22 protein-coding genes are annotated in these 23,647 nt (G+C 62.4%); 5 read left to right on the top strand and 17 right to left on the bottom strand.

Going from position 1 to position 23,647, the window contains the following annotated elements; all coding sequences use genetic code 11:
• Positions 1–35: 35 nt before the first annotated feature.
• Entirely contained in the window at positions 36–722 is a 687-nt protein-coding gene (locus WDU96_RS06635; protein ID WP_337337722.1) for a lysophospholipid acyltransferase family protein, read from the bottom strand.
• Between the two features lie 3 nt (positions 723–725).
• Positions 726–1,661: an ROK family glucokinase gene (locus WDU96_RS06630; RefSeq protein WP_337337721.1), complete on the bottom strand. Its 936-nt coding sequence runs from the start codon at positions 1,659–1,661 to the stop codon at positions 726–728.
• Between the two features lie 133 nt (positions 1,662–1,794).
• Here WDU96_RS06630 and WDU96_RS06625 point away from each other — a divergent pair, with 133 nt between their 5' ends.
• Positions 1,795–3,657: an AMP-dependent synthetase/ligase gene (locus WDU96_RS06625; protein WP_337337720.1), complete on the top strand. Its 1,863-nt coding sequence runs from the start codon at positions 1,795–1,797 to the stop codon at positions 3,655–3,657.
• Between the two features lie 105 nt (positions 3,658–3,762).
• On the opposite strand, the gene def is transcribed toward WDU96_RS06625, so the two are convergent.
• From def to WDU96_RS06610, 3 genes are read right to left on the bottom strand one after another with little or no spacing between them, the layout of a single operon-like run.
• Positions 3,763–4,254: a peptide deformylase gene (def, locus tag WDU96_RS06620; protein ID WP_337337719.1), complete on the bottom strand. Its 492-nt coding sequence runs from the start codon at positions 4,252–4,254 to the stop codon at positions 3,763–3,765.
• Positions 4,255–4,259: 5 nt separating this feature from the next.
• Positions 4,260–5,693: a MinD/ParA family ATP-binding protein gene (locus WDU96_RS06615; protein ID WP_337337718.1), complete on the bottom strand. Its 1,434-nt coding sequence runs from the start codon at positions 5,691–5,693 to the stop codon at positions 4,260–4,262.
• A gap of 46 nt (positions 5,694–5,739) precedes the next feature.
• Entirely contained in the window at positions 5,740–9,147 is a 3,408-nt protein-coding gene (locus WDU96_RS06610) for a pyruvate carboxylase (protein ID WP_337337717.1), read from the bottom strand.
• A 73-nt stretch (positions 9,148–9,220) separates the two neighbouring features.
• On the opposite strand from WDU96_RS06610, the gene WDU96_RS06605 reads away from it, so the two are divergent.
• Entirely contained in the window at positions 9,221–10,030 is an 810-nt protein-coding gene (locus WDU96_RS06605; RefSeq protein WP_337337716.1) for a ParA family protein, read from the top strand.
• A gap of 85 nt (positions 10,031–10,115) precedes the next feature.
• Here WDU96_RS06605 and WDU96_RS06600 read toward each other — a convergent pair whose 3' ends face one another.
• The 3 genes from WDU96_RS06600 to WDU96_RS06590 all read right to left on the bottom strand — a co-directional run bounded on the left by WDU96_RS06600 (position 10,116) and on the right by WDU96_RS06590 (position 11,910).
• Positions 10,116–10,661: a MerR family transcriptional regulator gene (locus tag WDU96_RS06600; protein ID WP_337337715.1), complete on the bottom strand. Its 546-nt coding sequence runs from the start codon at positions 10,659–10,661 to the stop codon at positions 10,116–10,118.
• A 95-nt stretch (positions 10,662–10,756) separates the two neighbouring features.
• Positions 10,757–11,446 carry a transcriptional regulator FtsR gene (ftsR, locus tag WDU96_RS06595; protein ID WP_337337714.1) on the bottom strand — a complete coding sequence of 230 codons (690 nt, stop codon included), beginning with the start codon at positions 11,444–11,446 and terminating at the stop codon, positions 10,757–10,759.
• Entirely contained in the window at positions 11,446–11,910 is a 465-nt protein-coding gene (locus WDU96_RS06590; RefSeq protein WP_337337713.1) for an FHA domain-containing protein, read from the bottom strand. Before WDU96_RS06590 ends, ftsR begins: the two co-directional genes overlap by 1 nt.
• Before the next feature lie 172 nt (positions 11,911–12,082).
• On the opposite strand from WDU96_RS06590, the gene WDU96_RS06585 reads away from it, so the two are divergent.
• Positions 12,083–12,748: a copper resistance CopC family protein gene (locus WDU96_RS06585; protein ID WP_337337712.1), complete on the top strand. Its 666-nt coding sequence runs from the start codon at positions 12,083–12,085 to the stop codon at positions 12,746–12,748.
• Positions 12,749–12,758: 10 nt separating this feature from the next.
• The gene (gene lpdA / locus WDU96_RS06580; protein ID WP_337337711.1) at positions 12,759–14,159 is read left to right on the top strand and encodes a dihydrolipoyl dehydrogenase; all 1,401 of its coding nucleotides are present in this window, start codon (positions 12,759–12,761) and stop codon (positions 14,157–14,159) included.
• Between the two features lie 69 nt (positions 14,160–14,228).
• Here lpdA and WDU96_RS06575 read toward each other — a convergent pair whose 3' ends face one another.
• Positions 14,229–14,882, bottom strand: coding sequence for a CYTH domain-containing protein (locus WDU96_RS06575; protein WP_420063941.1), 654 nt, complete (start codon positions 14,880–14,882; stop codon positions 14,229–14,231).
• Positions 14,860–15,093: a response regulator gene (locus tag WDU96_RS06570; protein WP_337337709.1), complete on the bottom strand. Its 234-nt coding sequence runs from the start codon at positions 15,091–15,093 to the stop codon at positions 14,860–14,862. Before WDU96_RS06570 ends, WDU96_RS06575 begins: the two co-directional genes overlap by 23 nt.
• A gap of 110 nt (positions 15,094–15,203) precedes the next feature.
• On the opposite strand from WDU96_RS06570, the gene WDU96_RS06565 reads away from it, so the two are divergent.
• Positions 15,204–15,935: a glutamine amidotransferase gene (locus WDU96_RS06565; protein ID WP_337337708.1), complete on the top strand. Its 732-nt coding sequence runs from the start codon at positions 15,204–15,206 to the stop codon at positions 15,933–15,935.
• A 14-nt stretch (positions 15,936–15,949) separates the two neighbouring features.
• Here the strand turns inward: WDU96_RS06565 and WDU96_RS06560 are convergent, their stop codons facing one another.
• From WDU96_RS06560 to WDU96_RS06530, 7 genes are all read right to left on the bottom strand, one after another.
• Positions 15,950–18,436 (bottom strand): glycogen/starch/alpha-glucan phosphorylase, encoded by a 2,487-nt coding sequence (locus tag WDU96_RS06560; protein ID WP_337337707.1) that lies wholly within the window; start codon positions 18,434–18,436, stop codon positions 15,950–15,952.
• A gap of 99 nt (positions 18,437–18,535) precedes the next feature.
• Positions 18,536–19,291, bottom strand: coding sequence for an NAD(P)H-hydrate epimerase (locus WDU96_RS06555; protein ID WP_337337706.1), 756 nt, complete (start codon positions 19,289–19,291; stop codon positions 18,536–18,538).
• Positions 19,288–20,328 (bottom strand): YihY/virulence factor BrkB family protein, encoded by a 1,041-nt coding sequence (locus tag WDU96_RS06550; protein ID WP_337337705.1) that lies wholly within the window; start codon positions 20,326–20,328, stop codon positions 19,288–19,290. Before WDU96_RS06550 ends, WDU96_RS06555 begins: the two co-directional genes overlap by 4 nt.
• Before the next feature lie 120 nt (positions 20,329–20,448).
• Entirely contained in the window at positions 20,449–21,189 is a 741-nt protein-coding gene (locus WDU96_RS06545) for a prepilin peptidase (RefSeq protein WP_337337704.1), read from the bottom strand.
• Between the two features lie 60 nt (positions 21,190–21,249).
• Positions 21,250–21,549 carry a DUF1905 domain-containing protein gene (locus tag WDU96_RS06540; protein ID WP_337337703.1) on the bottom strand — a complete coding sequence of 100 codons (300 nt, stop codon included), beginning with the start codon at positions 21,547–21,549 and terminating at the stop codon, positions 21,250–21,252.
• A gap of 97 nt (positions 21,550–21,646) precedes the next feature.
• Entirely contained in the window at positions 21,647–22,639 is a 993-nt protein-coding gene (locus WDU96_RS06535; RefSeq protein ID WP_337337702.1) for an aldo/keto reductase, read from the bottom strand.
• A 19-nt stretch (positions 22,640–22,658) separates the two neighbouring features.
• Complete coding sequence (locus WDU96_RS06530; RefSeq protein WP_337337701.1) at positions 22,659–23,588, bottom strand: L,D-transpeptidase; 930 nt, start codon at positions 23,586–23,588, stop codon at positions 22,659–22,661.
• Between the last annotated feature and the right edge of the window lie 59 nt (positions 23,589–23,647).

Below are 23,647 nucleotides of genomic sequence, written 5' to 3'. Positions count from 1 at the left end.
GGACGCGTGACACCTCACGCGGGTTGCGGCCAGCGCTAGCTGCGGGAAGTGAGTCGGTCTTTCACCGTGGAGGCGTAGACATCGTCGTATTGCTGCTCACCCAACCGCTGCAGAGCGATCATGATCTCGTCGGTGATCGATCGCAGAATGTAGCGATCGCCCTCCATTCCGTAGAAGCGCGAAAAGTCGAGCGGCTCGCCGACGACGACCCCGACGCGCACGATATTCGGCAGCCGCTGGCCAATCGGCCACATCACATCGGTGTCGACCATCACAATCGGCACCACAGGAACGCGCGCGACAAGTGCCATCCGTGCGATGCCAGTGCGACCCCGGTACAGCCGGCCATCGGGGCTGCGCGTGCCTTCGGGGTAGATGCCCAAAAGCTGGCTGCCACCGAGCACCTGCAGGCCTGTGTTCAACGACGCTTCTGAGGCCTTACCTCCCGAGCGATCGATGGGAATCTGGCCGCTCGCTTTGAAGAAGAACCGCGTCGCCCAGCCCTTGAGTCCCTTTCCGGTGAAGTAGTCGCTCTTGGCAAGGAAGGCCATTGGTCGATCGATCATCAAGGGCAAGATGATCGAGTCTCCGAACGAGAGGTGGTTGCTGGCCAAGATCGCACCACCGGTCGCGGGAATGTTGCGGCGGCCCACAATCCACGGGCGCAGGATCCCCTTCACGAGTGGCCCGATGACCACGTACTTCATGAGCCAGTAGAACATCAATCAGCCCTCGGCCAGCGCCAGATCCGCGGCGCCGATGAGCCCGGCATCGTTCACGAGTTTCGCGATCGCAAATTCGGCAACCGGACGGTCCCCATAGCCGGGCAGCGAGGTCTCATAGGCACGTTTCACGGGCGCCAAGAGATTGTCGCCAAGTTGGGCAACTCCCCCGCCGATCACGAACAGCTCGGGATCGAGAACCGCCTGAAACCCGCCGCAGGCTTCGCCCAATGCTGTCGCGACACGGCGCAGTGCTTCGGTGGCTCCCGCGTCGCCCGCGAGAACGAGTCGAGAGATGGCTGGGCCAGAGATCGTGCCCTTTTCAGCTCGGATCGCCGCGAGTGCACTGCCGATCTCGTGCTGATCGGCAATGGAATTGGCTTCACGTTGCAGCGCGCGGCCGGACGCATACTTTTCGAGGCATCCGTTCTGTCCGCAACCGCACAACAGACCGTCTCGAACGAAACGCGTATGGCCAAGCTCAGCGCCGATGCCGTGTCCGCCACGGAAAAGCTCGCCGTCGATCACGATTGCGCCGCCCACCCCGGTGCCCATTGTCAGCATGACCATGTGGCTGACGTCGCGTCCAGCCCCGAAGCGGAACTCCGCCCAGCCTGCGGCATTGGCGTCATTCTCGATGAAGACCGGCATGTCGATGCGCGATTCCAGCGAAGCTTTCAACGGCTCATTGCGCCAGGCGATGTTGGGCGCGTGAATGACAATCGCTCGGTCGCGGTCGATGAAGCCTGCGGCAGCGACCCCCACAGCCTTGATGTCATGCGCGGCAGCGAAGTGGCGAACCATGTCGCCCACGGCATCAGCGAGGTTGGCGGTATCGGCCGGTGTGTCTACCCGCAGCTTCTCGAGAATGCGGCCGTGTTCGTCGACCACCCCTCCAGCAATCTTCGTTCCACCAATGTCGATACCGACCTTTAGCACCGCATTCCCTTCCGGCCATCGCACTCGCGACGGCGAGTTGAAGTCTATCTACGCTCCCCGACGGCACAACTAGGGCTTCGACGCGAATAGTCATGCGCTGCGCCACCGTCCGATTAGACTTGGACCCGCACCAATGCCCGAAACTCATACCGGTACCGAAGGAGCTGCCGTGGTTCAGTTCGAAGTTCCCGCAATTGTCCCCGCCGATCCGCAGGCAAATGTTACAGACCTGCTCGTAGATCGCCTGAAGAAGACTCCAAACCTCGCGTTGTTCGCCGTTCCTGACGGCGAAGGCTGGCGCGATATCTCTACCGCAGAGTTCCACAAGCAGGTGGTCGCTCTCGCAAAGGGGTTCGCCGCCGCTGGTATCGAGCCCGGCGACAAGATCGGCTTCATCGCGCGCACGACCTACGAGTGGACGCTGGTCGATTTCGCGCTCTTCTTCGCAGGTGCTGTGATGGTGCCCGTCTACGAAACCAGCTCCCCCGCGCAGATCAGCTGGATTCTCAACAACTCGGGTGCAGTCGGCGTCATTGCCGAGCTTCCCGACCACACCGAGCGCGTCGAGTCCGTTCGCGACGAGCTCACTCTCGTACGCAATGTGTGGAACATGCACACCGATGACCTCAATACCCTCACCGCAGCGGGCACTGACGTCACCGATGACGAGATCGAGCGCCGACGCACGATCGCCAATGGTTCCGATATCGCCACTCTGATCTACACCTCAGGGTCGACCGGTCGCCCGAAGGGCTGCGTGCTCACGCACTCGAACTTCGTCGAACTCACGCGCAACTCGCACCGCGCTTTGAGTGAAGTTGTCGCTGAACCCGGAGCATCCACACTGCTCTTCATCACGACTGCGCACATCTTCGCGCGCTTCATCTCATTGCTGAACGTCGAAGCCGGAGTCAAAACCGGACACCAGCCAGACACGAAGCAGCTTCTGCCGGCGCTCGGCTCGTTCAAGCCCAGCTATCTGCTGGCGGTACCCCGCGTTTTCGAGAAGGTCTACAACTCTGCAGAGCAGAAGGCCGAAGCCGGCGGCAAGGGCAAGATCTTCCGCGCTGCCGCCGCCGCAGCAGTCGAGCACTCGACCCGTCTGCAGGACGGAAAGAAGATCTCGCTCGGACTGAAGATCAAGTTCGCTCTGTTCGACAAGCTTGTCTACAGCAAGCTGCGCGAAGCCATGGGCGGCAACATCAAGCACGCAGTATCGGGTTCGGCGCCCCTGGGCCCCCGTCTGGGCCACTTCTTCCACAGCCTGGGCGTGACGATTCTCGAAGGCTATGGCCTCACCGAGACGACAGCGCCGGCGACAGTCAACCTCGCCACGAAGTCCAAGATCGGCACTGTCGGTCCCGTTCTTCCCGGTGTCGCTGTTCGGTTGGGCGAAGATGACGAGATTCAGGTGCGCGGCATCAACGTCTTCAAGGAGTACTGGCAGAACCCTGAGGCCACCGCCGAGACGTTCGACGGCGAGTGGTTCAAGACGGGCGACATCGGCTCATTCGACGATGAGGGCTTCCTCACGATCACCGGACGCAAGAAAGAGATCATCGTCACCGCTGGCGGCAAGAACGTCGCTCCTGCGGCTCTCGAAGACCCGATTCGTGCCAACCCGATCGTGGGCCAGGTTGTCGTCGTCGGCGACCAGAAGCCTTTCATCGGTGCTCTGATCACCCTTGATTCCGAGATGCTGCCGACCTGGTTGGGTAACAACGGCAAGCCCGCAGATATGAGCCTCGAGCAGGCCGCGAAGGATCCCGCGGTGCGTGCCGAGGTGCAGCGAGCAATTGACATCGCCAACGCCAAAGTTTCGCGTGCCGAGTCGATCCGCAAGTTCACGATCCTTTCTACCGAGTGGACCGAGGGCAGTGGGCACCTCACACCGAAGATGAGCATCAAGCGCAACGTCATCATGGATGACTTTGCCGATGAAATCGCAGACATTTACGACGTGCCTGTCAACACGACAAACGTCTCACTCTCGTAGCGCTCGCTTGCAAAGCAGAACAAGCCCCAGACCAACCGCGGTCTGGGGCTTGTTCGCGCGTGCTGCGCGTCGGCTGCGGCGCGCCAGCAGCGTGAGTGGAGCGGCTCAGAACCAGTCGGATTCGCGAACCTCGCGCATCGCGATTCGACGATTCGCGGGCTCGAGCTTGTCAAGATACAGCGTGCCATCGAGGTGGTCGGTCTCGTGTTGAAGCGCCTGAGCCATCAACCCGTCGCCCTCGAGCACCACCTCATTGCCATCGACGTCAATGCCGACAACTTTCGCCCAGGGATAGCGCGGTGTGTCGTGCCAGAGACCTGGCACTGACAAACAGCCTTCCCCGATCGGCTGAAGCTCTCCCGACACAGCAACGAGCACGGGATTGAGCACGTAGCCGATGTCGCCATCGATGTTGTAGCTGAAGGCGCGAAGACCGACGCCGATCTGGGGAGCAGCGACGCCAGCTCGCCCCGGCAGCTCTACCGTGTCGATCAGATCTTGAACGAGCGCTCTCACACCCGCGTCGATGGTTTCGATCGGCGCACACGCGGACTTCAGAACGGGGTCGCCGAACACCCGGATGGCACGAACAGCCATAGCGACTACGCTGCCGAGGCGAGCGAACGCAAGCCCTCGACAACAGTCGCGGCGAGTTCACGTGCCGCGCGCCGAGTTTCGGGCTCGAGATCACGGAAGGTGATCGCGCTGCCCGCGGCGATGTGTGGGTCGTAGGGCATTCGCAACACCGCGCGCACGCGCGTCTTGAAGTGCGACTCCAGCTGGTCGAGCTGCACCACCGGTGAACCGGGGCGTGCGCTGTTGATGACCACCACTGCGTTGCGCACCTGAGACGAATAGCCGTTGGTCTCGAGCCACGTCAGGGTCTCTGACGCCAAGCGTGCTTCGTCAACGCTCAAACCTGCCACAACGACGAGTTGATCAGCCGCTTGCAACGTCGCTTCCATCACGGAGTGCACGATCCCGGTACCTGTGTCGGTCAGCACGAGCGAGTAGTAGTGAGCAGCGAGCCTGGCCACGTCACGATAGTCGGTGTCGCTGAACGCCTCTGAAACACTCGGATCGGCGTCGGACGCCACCACGTCAAGACGGGTCTCATCGCGAGCGACCATCGCTGAAAGGTCGTTGAACCCCACAACCTCGCCGCTCATGCGCACGAGATCTCGCACGGTCTTGCCACCGGGGCGAGAAATACGATCTGAGAGCGTGCCCCTGTCGGGGTTTGCATCGATCGCGATCACGCGATCGTCACGAGCGTCGGCCAGGGCCATTCCCAAAAGAGTGGTCACTGTGGTCTTGCCGACACCACCTTTTCGCGACAGCACCGGAACAAAGCGAGCGCCGCCTGCAAGCGGCGCAGCGATGCGACGGTCCAGCTCTTTGCGAGCTTTCGCGCGCTTGCTGTCACCGAGGTTGATCCGGCGAAGCGAGAGCGAATAGACGAGGTGCTGCCACGCACCTTCAGGCTCTGAGCGAATGACATGGCTAGGGTCTAGCAATCGATCCGCGGTAAGCAGATCTGCTGTCTCGCGGTCGGCCTCGATCTCGCCCAGACGCTTCGAGGTGAGCGTGACCGGCGCGGGGGCAACGAGCGCTGATCGTTCTGACTCAATCTCGGTCGAGAACACATCCGCGTCTTCGATCTGGCTGCGCGGGTCGTCATCATCGCTATCGGCGACAGTGTTTTCGACGTCGCCGGTCTCCTCGGCGGCTACCGACGTTTCGCCGGCAGCTGGCTCGGCGATCTCGGGCTCAACCGGCTGAGACAAGAAGGCGTCGAATGCCTTGGCCCGAGCAGCCTCTTCTGCTGAGGCTGCAGATCGCTGCTCTGGGCGGTTAGCAATGCTCGCCTCGTCGTCGACGAAGTCGTCGTCGTCGTTTGCGGCAGGCATTGCGACGTTCACCTGAGCGGTGCCGCCACCGAGAATGCCAAGACCCGAGGTGTCGAGGCTTCCAGAGTCGGACAGCACGCCGTGCTCAGCGTCATCGGGCGTGTGTTCGGTGCGTTCGGGCGTCACTAGTCACTTCTCCTGCGGCGGTATAGATCTGGGGCCATCCTCCAGATTACTGGGCGGGGCGCACTACGACCAAAAGGTCGCCCGCTTCCACCTGCTGAGGCGAGCCGATCGCGAGCCGCTCGATGACGCCGTCGATGGGAGAGGTGATCGCAGCTTCCATCTTCATCGCCTCGATGGAGGCAACCGGAGAGCCCGCGGCAACAGTCGCGCCCGGCTCTAGCTTGAGCGTCACCACTCCCGAGAACGGCGCCGCGATCTGACCCGGCTTGGAGGTATCGGCACGCTCTGCCTGCCGCGCCTCCACGGTGATGCTGCGATCCCGCGCGAACACGGGTCGAAGTTGGCCATTGAGCGTGGTCATCACCGTGCGCATCCCCTTGTCGTCAGCCTCGCCAATGGCCTCAAGCCCGACAAACAGCTGCACGCCGCGTTCGATCTCGACGACATGCTCTGAGCCTTGAACGAGACCGTAGAGGTAGTCGGTGGTGTCGAGCACGCTGAGGTCGCCGAACAGCTCACGCATTGCAGTGAACTCACGTGTCGGAGCAGGGAACAGCAGACGGTTGAGCGCGTCACGACGTGAGAGCGAGTCTGCGCCAAGCGCGGCGCCATCGGCTTCGCTGATTGGCTTCACTTCGATCGAGATGTCGCGTCCCGCCAGGACCTTCGTGCGGAACGGCTCAGGCCAACCGCCCGGGAGGTCTCCCAGCTCGCCAGCCATGAAGCCAACGACCGAGTCAGGGATGTCGTAGTTCTGCGGGTTCTCGGCAAAGTCAGCAGGATCGGCCTTGACAGCGGCGAGGTGCAGAGCGAGGTCACCCACCACCTTGGACGAGGGCGTCACCTTCGGTACGCGACCCAAGATGTTGTTGGCCGCCGCATACATGTCTTCAATCAGCTCGAAGTCCTCCTCGAGTCCCAGGGCGATCGCCTGCTGTCGCAGGTTCGACAGCTGACCACCGGGAATCTCGTGGTGGTAGACCCGACCGGTGGGACCAGGCAAGCCCGACTCGAACGGACGGTACATGTGGCGCATCGCTTCCCAGTACGGTTCGAGGCTCGATACCGCATCAAGATCGATGCCGGTGTCGCGCTCGGTGTGCGCGAGAGAAGCAACGAGCGCCGACAGTGACGGCTGACTCGTCGTGCCTGACATCGGCGCAGCCGCAGCATCCACTGCATCGGCTCCGGCAGCGCTCGCGGCAAGAAGGGTGGCCAACTGGCCACCGGCAGTGTCGTGCGTATGCACATGCACCGGCACGTCGAAACGATCGCGAAGGGCGCTCACGAGACGGGATGCCGCAGCGGGCCGCAGCAGCCCTGCCATGTCTTTGATCGCGAGAACGTGCGCGCCAGCGTCGACGATCTGCTCAGCAAGACCGAGGTAGTAGTCGAGCGTGTAGAGATCTTCGGCGGGATTGAGCAGGTCGCCGGTATAGCAGAGCGCGACCTCGGCAACAGCGGTCCCCGATGCCAGCACGGCATCGATGGCGGGACGCATCTGCGCCACGTCATTGAGGGCGTCGAAGATACGGAAGATGTCAATCCCGCTCGCCGCAGCCTCTTGCACAAAGGCGTCGGTGACCTCGGTCGGGTACGGGGTGTAGCCGACGGTGTTGCGACCGCGAAGCAACATCTGGATCGCAATGTTCGGCAGCTCCGCGCGAAGTCGATCAAGGCGCTCCCACGGGTCTTCACCGAGGAATCGCAGCGCAACATCGTAGGTAGCGCCGCCCCACGCCTCGACGGACAGCAGCTCGGGAGTGAGCCGTGAGACATACGGTGCAACCGTGGCGAGATCTTTCGTGCGAACGCGCGTCGCGAGCAGCGACTGGTGCGCGTCTCGGAAAGTGGTTTCCGTTACGGCCAGGGCGGTCTGCTCACGCAGCGATCTCGCGAAGCCTGCCGGGCCAAGTTCGAGCAGCCGCTGTCGCGAGCCGGCAGGAGCCGCAGCGGTGAGATCGAGCTCAGGAAGCTTCACCCGCGGCTCGATGGAAAGCGGGTTGTCGCCATTCGGCTTGTTGACTGTCGTGTCAACCAGCCAGCTGAGCACCTTGGTTCCGCGGTCTTTCGACTCGCGGCCCTTGAGCAGATGCGGGCGCTCGTCGATGAACGACGTGGCGATATCCCCCGACACGAATGCCGGGTCGTCGAGCACTGCTTGCAGGAACGGAATGTTCGTCGACACGCCACGAATGCGGAACTCCGCCAGCGCCCGCCGAGCGCGAAGCACTGCGGCGCCGAAGTCACGACCACGGCACGTGAGCTTCGAGAGCATCGAGTCGAAGTGAGGCGAGATCTGGGCGCCGGCGGCTGTCGTGCCACCGTCGAGTCGAATACCCGCTCCGCCCGGTGAACGGTAGGTGGTGATCTTTCCTGTGTCCGGACGGAAGCCCTGGGTGGGATCCTCTGTCGTAATACGGCACTGCAGCGCCGCGCCGCGCAGCTGGATCTGATCTTGTTCAAGTCCGAGCTCGGGCAGGGTCTGACCGGCAGCGATACGCATCTGAGACTGCACAAGGTCGACGTCTGTGACTTCCTCGGTCACCGTGTGCTCTACCTGAATTCGAGGGTTCATCTCGATGAAGACGACTTCGCCAGTGCGAGGTCCGGCAGTTTCAAGCAAGAACTCCACGGTTCCCGCGTTCTGATAGCCGATCGACTCGGCGAACGCGATGGCATACGAGTGCAGCGCATCACGTACCTCGGGCTCGAGGTTCGGCGCGGGCGCGATCTCGATGACTTTCTGATGACGACGCTGCACAGAACAATCGCGCTCGAAGAGATGCACGGTGTTGCCAGCGGTGTCTGCCAGGATCTGCACCTCCACGTGGCGCGGGCGCTGCACTGCCTGCTCAAGGAACATGCGGGCGTCGCCGAACGCGCTGCCCGCCTCTCGCATGGCTTCCGCCAGCGCAGGGGCCAGCTCATCAGCGGTGTCTACGCGCCGCATTCCACGGCCGCCACCACCGGCAACCGCCTTCGCAAAGAGCGGAAATCCGATGTCTTCGGCCTGCGCGAGCAGAGCATCGACATCGTCGGATGCCTCGGTCGAGCGAAGCACCGGCACACCGGCCGCGATCGCATGGTGCTTGGCGGTCACCTTGTTTCCGGCCATCTCAAGCACCGATGCCGGCGGACCGATGAAGGCGATGCCGTGAGCTGCGGCCTGCTCCGCGAGCTCAGGGTTCTCTGAGAGGAACCCATAGCCCGGATAGATGGCATCGGCGCCAGCTTCGCGCGCGACGCGAATGATCTCATCCACGCTCAGGTACGCGCGGACCGGATGACCAACCTCACCGATCAGATATGCCTCGTCTGCCTTGAGGCGATGCAGCGAGCTTCGGTCTTCGTGTGGATACACGGCGACTGTGCGCGCACCCAATTCGTAGGCAGCGCGGAAAGCGCGAATAGCGATCTCTCCACGGTTAGCGACGAGGATCTTACGGAACATTCGACCTCCGAGGGCGGCAATGCTGGCGGACCTGAGTGCGTTCTCAGCCTAGAGGACTGTAACGTAGAGCCTTGTGCACGTCCTCTCCGTCAGCTCGCTTAAGGGTGGAGTCGGCAAAACGACCGTAACTCTCGGACTCGCATCGGCGGCTTTCGCCCGAGGTGTCCGTACGCTCGTCGTCGACCTCGACCCGCAGTCCGACGTCTCTACGGGGCTGGATATTCAGGTGGCAGGTCGCTTGAACATCGCCGATGTGTTGGCGAATCCGAAAGACAAGGTCGTTCGGCAAGCGATTACGTCGAGTGGTTGGGCGAAGGTTCACCCTGGCACGATCGACGTGATGATCGGCAGTCCTTCTGCGATCAACTTCGACGGCCCTCACCCGAGTGTGAGAGACGTCTGGAAGCTCGAAGAAGCACTCGCCACCATTGAGGCCGACTACGACCTGGTGCTGGTGGACTGCGCCCCGTCTCTCAACGCGCTCACCCGAACTGCATGGGCTGCCAGCGACCGCGTGATCGTCGTCACCGAACCGGGCCTGTTCTCGGTTGCGGCAGCCGACCGTGCGCTTCGCGCAATCGAAGAGATCCGTCGCGGCCTCTCTCCCCGCCTTCAGCCTCTGGGCATCGTGGTGAACCGTGTTCGCCCGCAGTCGATCGAACACCAGTTCCGAATCAAAGAGCTGCGCGATATGTTCGGACCCTTGGTGCTGAGTCCTCAGCTGCCCGAACGCACCTCGTTGCAACAGGCACAGGGCGCCGCCAAGCCGCTGCACATCTGGCCTGGCGATTCAGCGCAGGAACTCGCGGCTGACTTCGATGCGCTGCTTGACCGCATCATTCGCACCGGGCGCGTGCCGGTGCCCAACGAAACACCCACGTAGCTCGCTCAGCGCCACCTGTCGGGGCAATGAAGCGTTGAGGCTCTTGTTACCGCAGAGGTACGTCAGGCACTATCGCAGAGGTATCTCAGGCTGAGCGTGCAGCGCGGCGTGCGGCAAGCTCATCAGCTGCATCGGGCAGTTGCGGGTCGAAGTCCACAAGAGTGGATTCCACTTCGCGCAGCACTTTGCCGACGGCGATGCCAAACACGCCCTGCCCGCGACTGACCAGGTCGATGACCTCGTCGTTCGAGGTGCAGAGGTAGACCGATGCGCCGTCGCTCATGAGCGTGGTACCGGCAAGATCGCGGATTCCTGACGCCCGAAGCTGGTCCACTGCAGTACGAATCTGCTGAAGCGAGATTCCAGTGTCGAGAAGGCGCTTGACGAGTTTCAGGACAAGAATGTCTCGAAATCCGTAGAGACGCTGCGATCCAGAACCACTAGCGCCGCGCACGGTGGGCTCTACGAGTTCGGTACGTGCCCAATAGTCCAGCTGGCGGTACGTTATGCCGGCTGCTCGTGCTGCTACGGCACCGCGGTAGCCGACTTCGTCGTCCATCTCGGGAAGCCCGTCGGTGAAAAGGAGGTCAGCAGTGAACGCACCACCGTCTACATTGTCGCGATCGCTCACGCGCGTTCCCCCTCCGCCTTCGTTAGTCCCACGGTAGAACAGGCAGACGCCTGCGGCAATGACATCCGACCTGCGCGGTCGGCGTGTCGGATGATTCAGTCCACAAGTCGTTCGAGCGCCGCGCGCACGAAAATGGCGCGCACCTCTTCGAGCTGCTGGGCCAGCTGAGGCGCCAACTCCCCCGCTCGGCCGCGCGATGACGAGTCAGTACGTCGCAGCAGAGGCGCGAGGGCGGATTCAATCAGTGACACGTCACGTTCCGCGCTTTGACGCAGTGTGCGCATGTGTCGCGGCTCAATTCCATGGCGGTCTAGCGCCACGAGGGCACGCAGGAGCGCGACAGACTGATCCGTATAGACGTCTGCCCCCAGCACGCCGGTGCTGATCGCGTCATTGAGCAACTGTGGAGCAGCCCCTGAGGCCGCCAACAGCTCTTCCCGGCGGTAACGGCGCGGCGCGGGGACAATAGATGGCGGCGGCACGGATGCCGGTGTCACGGGATCACGCCCAGCATCCACATCCTGCAGATACTCCCGAATCACCGAGAGCGGCAGGTAGTGATCCCGTTGCAGGGTGAGGGCAAGCCTCAGCCGCTCGAGGTCATCCGGCGAGAACTTTCGATAGCCAGATTCAGTGCGAAGCGGGGTGATGATTCCCTGCACTTCGAGAAAGCGCAGCTTGCTCGAAGTGAGCGAGGGGAACTCTGGCGACAGCCTCGCAAGCACCTGCCCAATACTGAGCAGGCCCGACGACGCAGCGCGTTCGCGGGCAGAAGCAGCCGCCATCAGGCTTCGGGTGTCTGTGGCAGGTCAGCGGGCGAACCGAAGAAGTTGAGCCGGAACTTTCCAACTCGCACTTCAGAGCCATTTACGAGAGCCGCGCGATCGACGCGCTCACCGTTGACGTAGGTTCCGTTCAGCGAACGCTGGTCAACCAGCTCGAAGGCGGTATTGGTGCGTGTGATCTCCGCGTGACGCCGAGATACGGTGACGTCGTCGAAAAAGATGTCTGCTTCAGGATGGCGTCCGACGGTGGTCACATCGGTGTCGAGCAGATAGCGAGCACCGGCTGCAGGACCGGAGCGAACGATCAGCAGAGCCGCCCCGGAGGGAAGAGCCTCGATGGCTTCAAGTTCAGCGTCGCCCAGCTCACTTCCGAACGGTACAAATGACAGATCCGAGTCGTGCCCAAACGTCTGCGTGACGTCAACCGGGCGACTGGAATCGTCAGGACGGCGATATTCCTCCACGGGGTCCTCCTTTGAGGTGCAAGCCTAGCCGATCGATCCCTCGCTACACGAGGCCAGATCCTTGGCGATCATGAATTCATGGCGAGCACATAGCCACGAGAGATGCGGCAGGGCACCGAGTAAGTATGACGCACGCAATCGCAACCTCGTCGACAGGCGTAGCCTGGAGGTGATGCGTACTTCAGCGAAATCAGTGACCGTGCTCTCTCGAAGCCTGCTCGCCATTCTGGCAGCCATGCTCCTGGCATTCGCAACGCTGATGTTCGCCTCGCCAGCGCACGCGCACGACGAGCTCACCGGCTCCGAACCCGCGGCAGACGCGACACTCGATGTGCTGCCAAGCGAGGTGAGGCTGACCTTCAGCGACGCGATCTCGCAAGAAGAGGGAGCCTCTGAGATTGAGGTCACCGATGCGTCGGGCATCTCGCTTGTCGCTGCGGATCCTGCTGTCACCGACAACGTGCTGATCCAGCCCATTGAAGGCGAGGCGATCGGTGAAGTGACAGTGCTCTGGAAGGTTGTCTCAAGCGATGGGCACCCGATATCTGGCGAGTATGCCTTTACGGTCACCGCGCCCATCCCCACCGAAACCGCCGAGCCCGAGCCGACTGCTACCGAAGAGCCGATCGTCGAACCGACCGCGGCAACCACCGCTGAGCCTTCTGCTACCGCTACTGCAGAAGCCGCGGACGCTGACGACGCGTCGGGGACCGTGTGGCCCTGGATAGTCGGTGGCATCGTCGTTCTCGGTCTTGTTGGTGCGGTCATCTACCTGCTCGTATCACGCTCGCGCCAGAAGAAGTCTCTCGCTGATTCCGACCCCACTACCAAACGATAAGGTTTTAGTCATGCCTCACTACGACGTCGTCATCCTTGGCGCGGGCCCCGGCGGCTATGTCGCAGCGGTCCGCAGCGCTCAGCTCGGTCTTTCTGTTGCGATCGTCGAAGAGAAGTACTGGGGCGGTGTGTGCCTGAACGTAGGCTGCATCCCCTCCAAGGCTCTTCTTCGCAACGCCGACCTCGCGCACATCTTCAACCACAAAGCGGAGCTCTTCGGCATGTCGGGCGACGTGTCGTTCGACTTTGGCACCGCGTGGGACCGCAGCCGCAAGGTGTCTGAGACCCACGTCAAGGGCATCCACTATTTGATGAAGAAGAACAAGGTCACCGAGTACGAAGGACGCGGAACGTTCACCGGCCCCAAGGGCATGACCGTCGCAAAGGCAGATGGTTCGAGCGAAGAGCTCACCTTCGATAACGCGATCATCTCTACTGGTTCGACAGTTCGGCTGCTCCCCGGCGTCACCCTGAGCGACAACGTCGTGACCTACGAAGAGCAGATCATGACGCGTGATCTGCCCGAATCGATCGTCGTCGTCGGTGCTGGCGCGATCGGCATGGAGTTCGCTTTCGTATTGGTGAACTACGGCGTCAAGGTCACGATCATCGAGTACCTAGACCGCGCTCTTCCGAACGAAGACGCAGACGTGTCGAAAGAGATCGCACGCCAGTACAAGAAGTACGGCGTTGAGCTGCTCACCTCTACGAAGGTGGAGACGGTCACCGACCACGGCAGCCATGTCACGGTGACTTACACACCGAACGCGGGCGGCGACACTCAGTCGATCGACGCCTCGAAGGTTCTCATGTCGATCGGCTTCGCACCGAACGTCGAGGGTTTCGGTCTCGAAAAGACCGGTGTGAAGCTGACCGAACGCGGCGCCATCGAAATCGATGACTACATGCACACCTCTGTTCCGCACATCTACGCGATCGGCGATGTCACAGCGAAGCTGCAGCTCGCCCACGTCGCTGAAGCGCAGGGTGTTGTAGCCGCTGAGACCATCGGCAAGGCCGAGACCATGGCGCTCGGCGACTACCGCATGATGCCCCGTGCGACGTTCTGCTCGCCGCAGGTAGCCTCTTTCGGCCTCACCGAGCAGCAGGCCCGCGATGAGGGCTACGACGTCAAGGTAGCGAAGTTTCCGTTCTCGGCGAATGGCAAGGCAAACGGCCTGGGCGAGCCGATCGGGTTCGTAAAGCTCATCGCCGACGGCGAGCACCTTGAGCTTCTTGGTGCTCACCTCATTGGCCCCGACGTATCAGAGCTTCTGCCAGAGCTGACGCTGGCCCAGAAGTGGGACCTCACCGCTCTCGAAGGTGCACGCAACGTGCACACCCACCCGACGCTTTCTGAAGCAGTGCAAGAGGCCTTCCACGGCCTCGCCGGTCACATGATCAATATGTGATTCGTACAACAACGAAACAGCCCCGGGACTGAATAGTCTCGGGGCTGCTTCGTGCGCCTGGGTGGATTCTCAGTAGCCCAGAGCTCGAGCCAGTTTTGATTCGGATGCTGCGGCCTTGCCGCCAGCGGAGATGACCGCCGTCTCGACGGCAGCGAAGAACGCTGCGCGCCACTCGGCGTCATCGGGTGCGGCAGGACCGAGTTCCACTTCCCACTCGCGCCACGAGCGCTCGACCCCGGAGCGCTCATCGAGCGTCGAGACGACATCGTCGGCGAACTCTGCGAGCACGCCTCCGGCGGCATCGCGTAGTGCGTACGCGGTGCGGGAGTTCTGAATTCGGGCGAGTGGCAATAGCGGATCTTGAGTGACGTCGGCCAGCACCTCGAGCGCCGGGGCCGGAACCTCCCCGGCACTGCCGAGCGGCCAGTGCAACTCGACACGGCCATTTCCGACGCGCGGACCCTTGATGTGCCATCCGGCATCGCCTCCGCCCGTGCGACGACGCAACGCGAAGCCCGCGGAGGCGAGGGCAAACTCGGTGGTGTCGAGGTAGCGGGCGTCAAGCTCTCGCACCTCACCAGCGCCGACGGAAGCGATGCCGGGCACGCTGATCCAGTTCGGCAACGACGTTTCGGTGTCGGCGTCGAATTTGAGTTCTACCTCGACAGACCGCCGCGGCGCAGCGGCACCTGCTGTGGAATCAGCGGCGGTCACGCGGGGCATCTGGGTCTGGATCGATGTCGTCCTGCGACTCGACGAACCAGAACGCCGACTCGGTGGGCCCATCACCCTGACCGGTATGTTCGGGTTGCCCTTTTCGTGCGTAAACAACCTGCGTCTCGCTGTAGGGGACGATGAGCCGTTCCATAGCGGGATCGTCGAGGGGAAGAATCTGCCCGTCGAGCGGGCCGCCGTGCAATCGTGCGATAGCCATGATCCGAGCCTAGCGTCGGCCAACACCATTGTCTTCGAACTTGACTTCGGCATCAGGAGCGATAGTGAGCTGGCGCCGCAGGCTCGCCCGGTCGCGAGATAATGGCAGGTGTGAAACCTTTCGTTCTGCTCGCCACCCGCGCCGAGGATCTGCCGGCTGACGAAGAGTACGAACTCTTCCTTCGCTACACCGGACTCGCGCCCGAACAGCTCATCCGCGTGCGACTCGAGGCGGGGCCGATGCCCGAGCTGAACCTCGACGAGCTTTCGGGCATCTTCGTCGGTGGCGGACCGTTTAACGCGTCCGATCCCCCCGACCAGAAGTCGCCTGTGCAACACCGTGTGGAAGCCGACTTTCACACGGTGCTCACCGAAGTTGTTGCGCGGGACTTTCCATTCCTCGGCGCCTGCTACGGCGTCGGCACGGTAGGCGCATTTCTCGGAGCCACGATTGATCGCACCTATTCCGAGCCCATCAGCGTCGTCTCACTCAGCGTGACAGACGCCGGAGCAGCCGACCCATTGCTGCATGATATGCCGTCTACCTTCGGCGCGTTCGTGGGACACAAAGAGGCCATCTCGAAGTTGCCCGACAGTGCAACCCTGCTCGTCTCGTCGGCGACGTGCCCCGTGCAGATGTTCCGCGTTGGCGAGAACGTGTACGCGACGCAGTTTCATCCAGAACTCGATGTCGAAGGCATCACCACTCGCATTCATGCCTACGCAGAGCACGGCTACTTCGCGGCTGACGAGCTTGAACTGACGCTCAGTGCGGTGCGGGCCACATCTGTCTCGCACCCGAGCCGGATCCTGCGCGCCTTCGTACAGCGCTACGCGCGCTGAACGCCCAGAGCGCACTAGAACGACGGCGCGGTGTGCCAGATGCGCTCAATGTAGTCGCGCATGGAGCGATCCGACGAGAAGTATCCGCACCGCGCCACATTGAGGATCGCCGAACGCGTCCAGGCGTCCTGGTCGGCGTATGCCGCGTCTACCTTGGCCTGAGCCCCGATATAGGCCGAGTAGTCGGCCAGCACCATGAAGCGGTCGTCGTACAGCAGATTCGACACTATGGGCTCGAACATTGAGCGATCCCCACCCGAAAATGCACCGGCTGCGATCAGATCGAGTGAACGGCGCAAGCCGCTGTCGGCGTTGTAGAACGAACTCGGCTTGTATCCCTTCGCCCATAGCGATTCCACCTCGGGCTCGCTCATTCCGAACAGGAAGAAGTTGTCGTCACCGACCAGCTCCCGAATCTCGACATTGGCACCATCATCGGTGCCGATGGTGAGCGCCCCATTGAGAGCAAACTTCATGTTGCCCGTTCCAGATGCCTCTTTGCCCGCGAGCGAGATCTGCTCTGACAGGTCGGCGGCAGGGATTACCCGCTCGGCCAAGGTGACGTTGTAGTTCGGAGGGAAGAGCACTTTGAGCTTGCCCTCAACCCTCGGGTCGTTGTTCACAACGGAGCCGACCGCATTGATCAGATGGATGATGCGCTTCGCCATGACATAGCCGGGCGCGGCCTTCGCACCGAAGATGAAGGTGCGCGGCTGCACGTCGCCGACGGCCACGCGCCCTGAGATGATCCCCTCATACGTGGTGACGATGTGCAACACCTTCAGCATCTGACGCTTGTACTCGTGCAACCGCTTGACCATGACGTCGAGCATGTGTCCGTCGCTCACTTCGAAGCCGTCGCGTTCGCGCAGCACATCGCTGAGCAGGCGTTTGTTGGCTGCCTTCACCTCGGCGAACTGTGTGCGAAACTCGGGGTCTTCAGCGTAGGCTTCGAGTTCTCGCAACCGCTCAAGATCAGTGACCCAGCCGGTTCCCAGCGCGTCGGTGATGAGCCCTGACAACGACGGGTTCGAGAGGCGCACGAACCGTCGAGGCGTCACGCCGTTGGTGACGTTGATGAACTTTCCCGGGTAGAACTCGTTGAAGTCGGGCAGCACCTTGTCGCGCAGCAACTGGGAGTGCAGCTCAGCGACACCATTCACCTTTGCGCCAGCAACGGTCGCGAGATATGCCATGCGCACTGAGCGCACCGGATGCTCGCCGATAATCGACATGTCGCGAATGCGCATCTCGTCATCGCCGAACTTCTCGCGGACGGCGACGAGGAAATCTTCGTTGATGCGGTAGATGATCTCGAGGTGTCGCGGCAGCAGCCGGCCCAGCAGTTCGACGGGCCAGACTTCCAGCGCCTCTGGCAACAGAGTGTGGCATGTGTACGCGAAACACTGCTGCGTGACTGCCCACGCAGCATCCCAATCCATCTTCTTCTCATCGACCAACACGCGCATGAACTCGGGAACCGCGATCACCGGGTGGGTGTCGTTGAGCTGGAAGATGATCCGCTCTGGCAGGTTGGTCAGTTCGAAGTCAGCCGGGAGCATGACATCGAAGACGTCTCTGATCGATGCCGCCACAAAGAAATACTGCTGCTGCAGTCGAAGCTCTTTGCCCTGGGGGGTCGAATCCTCGGGGTACAGCACCTTCGAGATGTTCTCGGCATACGTCTGGGCACGTACTGCCTCTTCGTAATCTCCCGAGTTGAACACCCGAAGATCAAACGAGTTGGTGGCCACCGCGCTCCAAAGCCGAAGCGTGTTGACGCGTCCGTTCTGGTAGCCGGGAACCATGTAGTTGTAGGGCACCGCCTGCACGTTCCATGCCGGAATCCAGCGAGATCGGGGTACTCCCTCGTCGTCGTAGGTCTCGGTGTGGCCACCGAATGCGATCGTCTGCGCTCCTTCAGGGTGTGCGAACTCCCACGGTGACCCGAGCGACAGCCACGCGTCGGGCTGTTCTGCCTGCTGCCCATCGACGAATGTCTGGCGGAAGATGCCGTACTCATATCGAATGCCGTAGCCGACGTTGGGAACCCCCATCGTGGCGAGTGAGTCGATGAAGCAGGCTGCGAGGCGACCGAGACCGCCATTGCCGAGTCCTGGTTCGACCTCTTGCTGACGCAGGACGTCAAGATCGATGCCACAGGCGGCGAGCGCCTCCTCGGCGATCTCGCTCAGGCCGGAAGCGAGCAGGTTGTTGTCGAGTTGGCGGCCAAGAAGATACTCAGCGGAGAGGTACGCGACTCCCTTGTCTTGCACTTCGCGCTGACGTCTGAGGTCTTCGAGCCAGCGCGCCATGAGATAGTCGCGCACTGTGTGTGCCAGCGCGAAATACTTGTCAGTCGCGCTGGCATTCGAAAGCGTGACTCCGCGGCCGGAGTTGAGGTTCAACAGAAATTCCCGCACGAATCCATCGACCGTGCTCGGCGGCGCGGCGACCGGCGCAAGCGCAAGCGGGTGTGTGGGATGCAAGTGATCAGGCATGAGTACGAAACTACCGAGTCCCCCGCGGTTAACAGCGCTCTCTAGGCGTCGAGGTCCAATTTTTTACTTGCCCGTCACCTGTCTCGCCCCAGCGAGGCGCTACGCCCGAACAACACGCGCAATCTCAGCCTCGCCCGCCGGCGCTTCCGCTCTGAGGCCGGGCGTAAGACCGAGATCGACGAACACGATATCGCCGCTCAGCTCGGGGCCGCGGTCGGTGACCAGTCCAGCCTTTACTGCGCCGAACGTGACGGTGACCGCAGCGGGCAACACCACCTCGTCTGCCTCACCAGTGTCGGGGTGAAGTCCGCTCGGAAGATCTACTGCCACTACGCGCAAAGCGCCGGTTCGTGCGGCGTGCAAGAGCGCCTGCACCGCCTCGCGCGCAATACCGCGCAACGCGGACTTCGCACCCGCCCCAATGCCGAGAATGCCGTCTACAACGAGGTCGTAGTTCGCTGCGCTGTCTCGCAGCCTGGCCAGGTCGATCCGCCGCGCGCCCGCCGAGACCGCCTCGGTGAGGGCCGCGACATGGAAGCGCTCGGATACGAGCAGCACGTCGACGGCTATCGCTCTATCGTCCGTCTGCACGGGCGAGAAGGGATCAGCATCCGCCACGACGGCGGCGGCACTCTGCGAAACCAGTTCGGCGGCGGCGAACAAGGCGTCTGCACCGTTGTCGCCGCTGCCCGCGAGAACAAGCACTCGTGGGGCGCGGACTTCAGCCAGCTCTCTTCTCAGCTCGTCGGCGAGAGCGGCTGACGCGCGCAACATCAATGGAGCCCCCGCAGCCAGCAGTGGTGCCTCCGCCGCCCGCACCTGCGCCGCAGTGTAGGTGGTCGCCCAGGTCGTCATGAACCCGACTTTGCCTCAGGGGTGTCTTGTTTACCCTCGTCACCTTCGCGCTCTGCTGCCTCAGCCTCTCGGGCTATTCGCAGTTCTTTGGCCGCGAAACGCACCTCGTTCTCGGCGCGCCGCACTCTGCGCTGAGCGAAGGTCGACGCCCCGAACTTTGCACGAACCCGGTCGCGCTCCTCTTCGATTCCCGTGACGATGTAGGCGCAAGCGATGAGAATCACCTGTGCCGAGAGGTTGAACCACAGCAGCAACGCGATGAGCGATGCGAAAGAAGCGAGCAACGGGTTAGACGATGCACCACCCACGAACAACGATGACAGTTGTTGCAATACGGTCAGGCCGACCGCGCCAAGCAACGCACCGCTCCACAGCGAACGTGCTGACGGCTTTACACCGGAAAGCGTGAGAAAGAGTACCGCGATAATCGCAGCATCCATCGCGAATACCACGATGAGCGTCAGCGCACGCGAGCCGAACTCCATCAATGCCGAGCTCTCGGTGATGCCGAGCCAACCTGCGACCAGATCGAGCCCTGCAGTTCCGATGAAGGTGATGGCCGCCGAGGCCGCGAGTGCAAGCCCGATTCCAATGGCCAGCAGCAGGTTGCGCAACATGACCCACAGAAAGAACCCGTCTTGTTGGGCGAAGTCAGCGATGGACCGGATCGCCAAACGCATCGTGGCAATCGCCCCGATCGCCGCCGCGACCAGGGCGATGAGAGAAATCGTTCCCGCAACGGTCAGTCCGGCGGGTGCGTCGATTTCGTCGGTCTCGATGATGCCATCGGGTCCGACGAGGCCCGGAACGAAGTTGTTGACTGCATCGATGAGCGCCTGCCACGCGACCGGGTTTCCCGCCAGCCAGATCGTCGCGATCGAAAAGCCCAGCAGCACGCCCGCGAACACGCTGAACAGCGCACGGTATGTGACGCTGTCTGCCAGCATGGGACCGCGTCGCTCTACGTAGAGCAACGCCGATCGTACGAGCTTGAGCGACAGCACCCAAGCAATGGCTTTCGCGATGAACTCCTTCATACCGCCACGATAGCGAGCCTGACGCTCCAGACAACTGGGTTGGACAGACCCGTCGTTCAGCGCTATGCAACCCCGAGATCTTTCGCTACGCACCGGTCGCGCACCCTGCAGAAGTCAGCGTCAGGAGACAAGAAGCGTGCTGTTGCTCAGCGCGATGCCGACCCAGGCCCCTGCCAACATCCATGGGCCGAACGGCAATGCCGTCGTTCGACTCGCTCGGCCACCCAGAATGAGCGCAACGCCGACCGCACCTCCAAGCAGGAAGGCGGCGAAAGCCCCGACGGCGAGCGCGGTCCAGCCCAGCCACCCGAGATACATCCCGATCACGCCGGCGAGTTTGACGTCACCGCCGCCCATGCCCCTGGGCTGCAGAGAGCGGAGCGTGAAGTAGAAGCTGAATAGAATCACCATCCCCGCCACTGCGGTGAGCACTGCCTGCCAGTCACCGACCAGCAAGGACGCGCAGCCCAGGAGCGCAGCGCCTACGGGATAGCACGGCAAGACGAGAGCATTCGGCAAACGATGGGTTGCGAGATCGATGAACGTAAGCGCGATCGAGACGGCGGCGAAATAGAGGAACGCAACAATCGTGACCGCAAGGGACCACACTTCATTGGCACGACTCGGGTCAGCATCTGAAACAAAGAACCATGTCACGCCCACAAATGAGAGCGGTGTGATCAGCATGACTGCGGTGCGGCGCGGCCATGCGTGCATATGAGCGGTCGGTCGAAGGCGGGTGCGCTCTGGCGATGGCTCAAGCCGCGGCTGCACGCGCGCAACAACGCCGTTGAGCAGATAGCCAACGGCGAGTCCAGCTGTCGTGAGGAGAACTAACAGGAACGCGGTGGCGGGTGTCATACCCGTCTCGGCAGCGTTCCGGCGACCCGCTCAAGATCAGCCCGGTGCCCCCGCGAGCGGCTAGGCATCCAGCACCTCAAGACGCACCCGAACAGGCCCGCCCTCGACGAGACCTTCTGCGTTGCGAACCGCCTTTTTCAGAGGTAGCACGTAGGTCTCAGTTTTCTTGTCGGGAAAGATCGACGTGTTCCACTCGGAACCGCCGACTCGCGCAATTACTCGTACCGCCCCGAAACCGCGGTGCGGCCGAGGAATCTCACGAATGTCTTCGCTCAGTTCAGGTGGGACCGAGGTGAGGTGCATGGCGACATCGGCGCGCGCATCCCACAAAAAGACTTCGCCCTCGAACTCGATGATCATGCACGTAGTCCACCACAGCCCCGCGCACCCGCACGCTGTTTCTCCACACCCCTGCGCGGGCACAGCTCGGCACGCACAGTTCAGACAAGACCGCGTATCACCACTGTGGGTGAATCGCATCTCGCAACAACCGGTCATACACGTTTCGGATCACAGAATCGAACGAATCTACGCCAAAGTCGCCCTCGGCCAGTGCGCCCGCGTCAGCGTTTGCCCGCGCTTGCGAAACGTTGCGTGCACCCGGAATGACCGATGTCACGCCAGTGCGTGAGGCAATCCATGCGAGAGTCGCCGCGGGAAGCGAGACCCCGTCGGGCAAAGCACGGGTCAGCTCCGCTACTGCCTCGAGGCCCACAGAGAATTCCACGCCCGAGAACGTCTCGCCACGGTCGAAGGCTTCGCCGTGACGGTTGTACGTCCGGTGGTCGTTCTCGGCGAACGTCGTGGTGGCCGTGTACTTGCCTGAGAGCAGCCCCGAGGCCAGCGGAACCCGAGCGAAAACCGCGACACCTGCGGCCTCGGCCGCCGGCAGCACCTCATCCAGCGGCTTCAACCTGAACGGGTTGAAGATGATCTGCACGTTCGACACGTTCGGACGCGAAATAGCAGCGAGCGCCTGCGCAGTCGTCTCCACCGAAACGCCATAGGCAGCAATCGCACCGTCGGTGACCAGTGCATCAAGCGCGTCGTACGTCTCGTCGCTGTTGATGACCGTGATGGGCGCGCAGTGCAGTTGCACGAGGTCGAGGGTGTCAACGCCGAGGTTGTTGCGGGAGCGATCGGTCCACGCGCGGAAGTTCTCGGGCACGTAGTTCTCGGGCTCTTGCGCCATGCGCCTGCCCATCTTGGTGGCGACGGTGATGCCATGCCCTGGACGCGATGCAAGGAACCCGCCGATGATCGACTCGCTGCGGCCATCGCCGTAGACATCGGCGGTATCGAAGAGCGTCACGCCGGCGTCGGCCGACGCTGCGAGAACTGCGGTCGCATCTTCTTCGCTCACCGAACCCCAGTCTGCTCCTAGTTGCCAAGTTCCCAGGCCGATAGTGGAGACGTTTCGACCGGTACGAGCGAGGGGGCGCTGGTTCATGAGGTTCCTTGTGTGACGGTTATTGCTCAATGACGACCGGGGTGCCGATCGGCAACTCTGCGAGCGTATCTATCGCATCTGCATCCAGCCGAATGCACCCGTTGGAAATAGCGCCCGAGCGTTGGTCGTGGTAGTGGAATGCGGTGATTGCAACGTCCGCTCCCCCGAAACCATCCAGCGTGGGCGATTGCACTGCGAGATACACGATCGGGTGCCCGCGGGTGTACCAGAACTCCTCAACCACACGGGTGGTCATGATGAAGGTGCGCCCGAGTGGGGTGGGCGTTGCGTCGGTGCCCCAGGCGAAGTCATTCGCGATACGGTCCGCTTCGCCGTCGGTCACAATGTCGAGGGTGCGGTCTGAGATATCGACCTTCACCACGGTGTCGTTTGGCGCGAGCTCAACGTCTTGCACACGCAACCATCCGCTCACCTGCGCAGGATCGCCCGTCGACGGAATGGCTTGCCGGCCGGTGAGCAGCACCTTCACCCAATTGGTCTGGCGTTCGATCACCGGAAGCAAGGTGCCGTCATAGGGGAACTCTCGCGGTACATACGCAACGGGCTCCCCCTCAGGATCTGCGAAGACGGGCGCGCCGATTCCGAGAGCAAGAGCGGTTTCTCCCACGAAGGATGCCGCTGGCTCATCATCCACCGGAAGTTTCTCAAGCACCGAGAACACGCTCACCTGCTCGAGCGTCGTCACGTCGTACGTCGCCGTGTTGGCCGGAAAGCCGGTGGGAGTCGGAGTAGGAGTAGGAGTAGGAGTCGGTGTCGGTGTCGGTGTAGGAGTCGCCGTTGGCGTAGCGATGGGAGTGGATGCTGCCGTTTCGGCGGGGCGCAGCATCCACATCGAAAAGACCACTACCGCGATGGCTGCGAGGGCACTGGCTGCGACGATCCACGGCCAGCGGCGCGGGGGCGCAGTCGTCTCGTCAGGGGTCGTCACCCCTCCATCGTCGGGTGCGTGGCCGCACGCCGCAAGGCAGACCGGCGCTGCTCAGCGCA

The sequence above is a fragment of the Microbacterium marmarense genome (genome assembly GCF_037204165.1).
Lineage (GTDB): Bacteria > Actinomycetota > Actinomycetes > Actinomycetales > Microbacteriaceae > Microbacterium > Microbacterium marmarense.
The sequence above is the reverse complement of the archived record's forward strand: the minus strand, read 5'-3'. Positions and strand labels throughout refer to the sequence as shown.

Coding starts and splice junctions, on each gene's coding strand:
- WDU96_RS06585 (WP_337337712.1), top strand. CDS start 12,083: ATGCGTACTTCAGCGAAATCAGTGACCGTGCTCTCTCGAAGCCTGCTC.
- WDU96_RS06635 (WP_337337722.1), bottom strand. CDS start 722: ATGTTCTACTGGCTCATGAAGTACGTGGTCATCGGGCCACTCGTGAAG.
- def (WP_337337719.1), bottom strand. CDS start 4,254: ATGGCTGTTCGTGCCATCCGGGTGTTCGGCGACCCCGTTCTGAAGTCC.
- ftsR (WP_337337714.1), bottom strand. CDS start 11,446: ATGGCGGCTGCTTCTGCCCGCGAACGCGCTGCGTCGTCGGGCCTGCTC.
- WDU96_RS06610 (WP_337337717.1), bottom strand. CDS start 9,147: ATGTTCCGTAAGATCCTCGTCGCTAACCGTGGAGAGATCGCTATTCGC.
- WDU96_RS06555 (WP_337337706.1), bottom strand. CDS start 19,291: ATGACGACCTGGGCGACCACCTACACTGCGGCGCAGGTGCGGGCGGCG.
- WDU96_RS06550 (WP_337337705.1), bottom strand. CDS start 20,328: ATGAAGGAGTTCATCGCGAAAGCCATTGCTTGGGTGCTGTCGCTCAAG.
- WDU96_RS06545 (WP_337337704.1), bottom strand. CDS start 21,189: ATGACACCCGCCACCGCGTTCCTGTTAGTTCTCCTCACGACAGCTGGA.
- WDU96_RS06625 (WP_337337720.1), top strand. CDS start 1,795: ATGCCCGAAACTCATACCGGTACCGAAGGAGCTGCCGTGGTTCAGTTC.
- lpdA (WP_337337711.1), top strand. CDS start 12,759: ATGCCTCACTACGACGTCGTCATCCTTGGCGCGGGCCCCGGCGGCTAT.
- WDU96_RS06540 (WP_337337703.1), bottom strand. CDS start 21,549: ATGATCATCGAGTTCGAGGGCGAAGTCTTTTTGTGGGATGCGCGCGCC.
- WDU96_RS06575 (WP_420063941.1), bottom strand. CDS start 14,882: ATGCCCCGCGTGACCGCCGCTGATTCCACAGCAGGTGCCGCTGCGCCG.
- WDU96_RS06570 (WP_337337709.1), bottom strand. CDS start 15,093: ATGGCTATCGCACGATTGCACGGCGGCCCGCTCGACGGGCAGATTCTT.
- WDU96_RS06535 (WP_337337702.1), bottom strand. CDS start 22,639: ATGAACCAGCGCCCCCTCGCTCGTACCGGTCGAAACGTCTCCACTATC.
- WDU96_RS06560 (WP_337337707.1), bottom strand. CDS start 18,436: ATGCCTGATCACTTGCATCCCACACACCCGCTTGCGCTTGCGCCGGTC.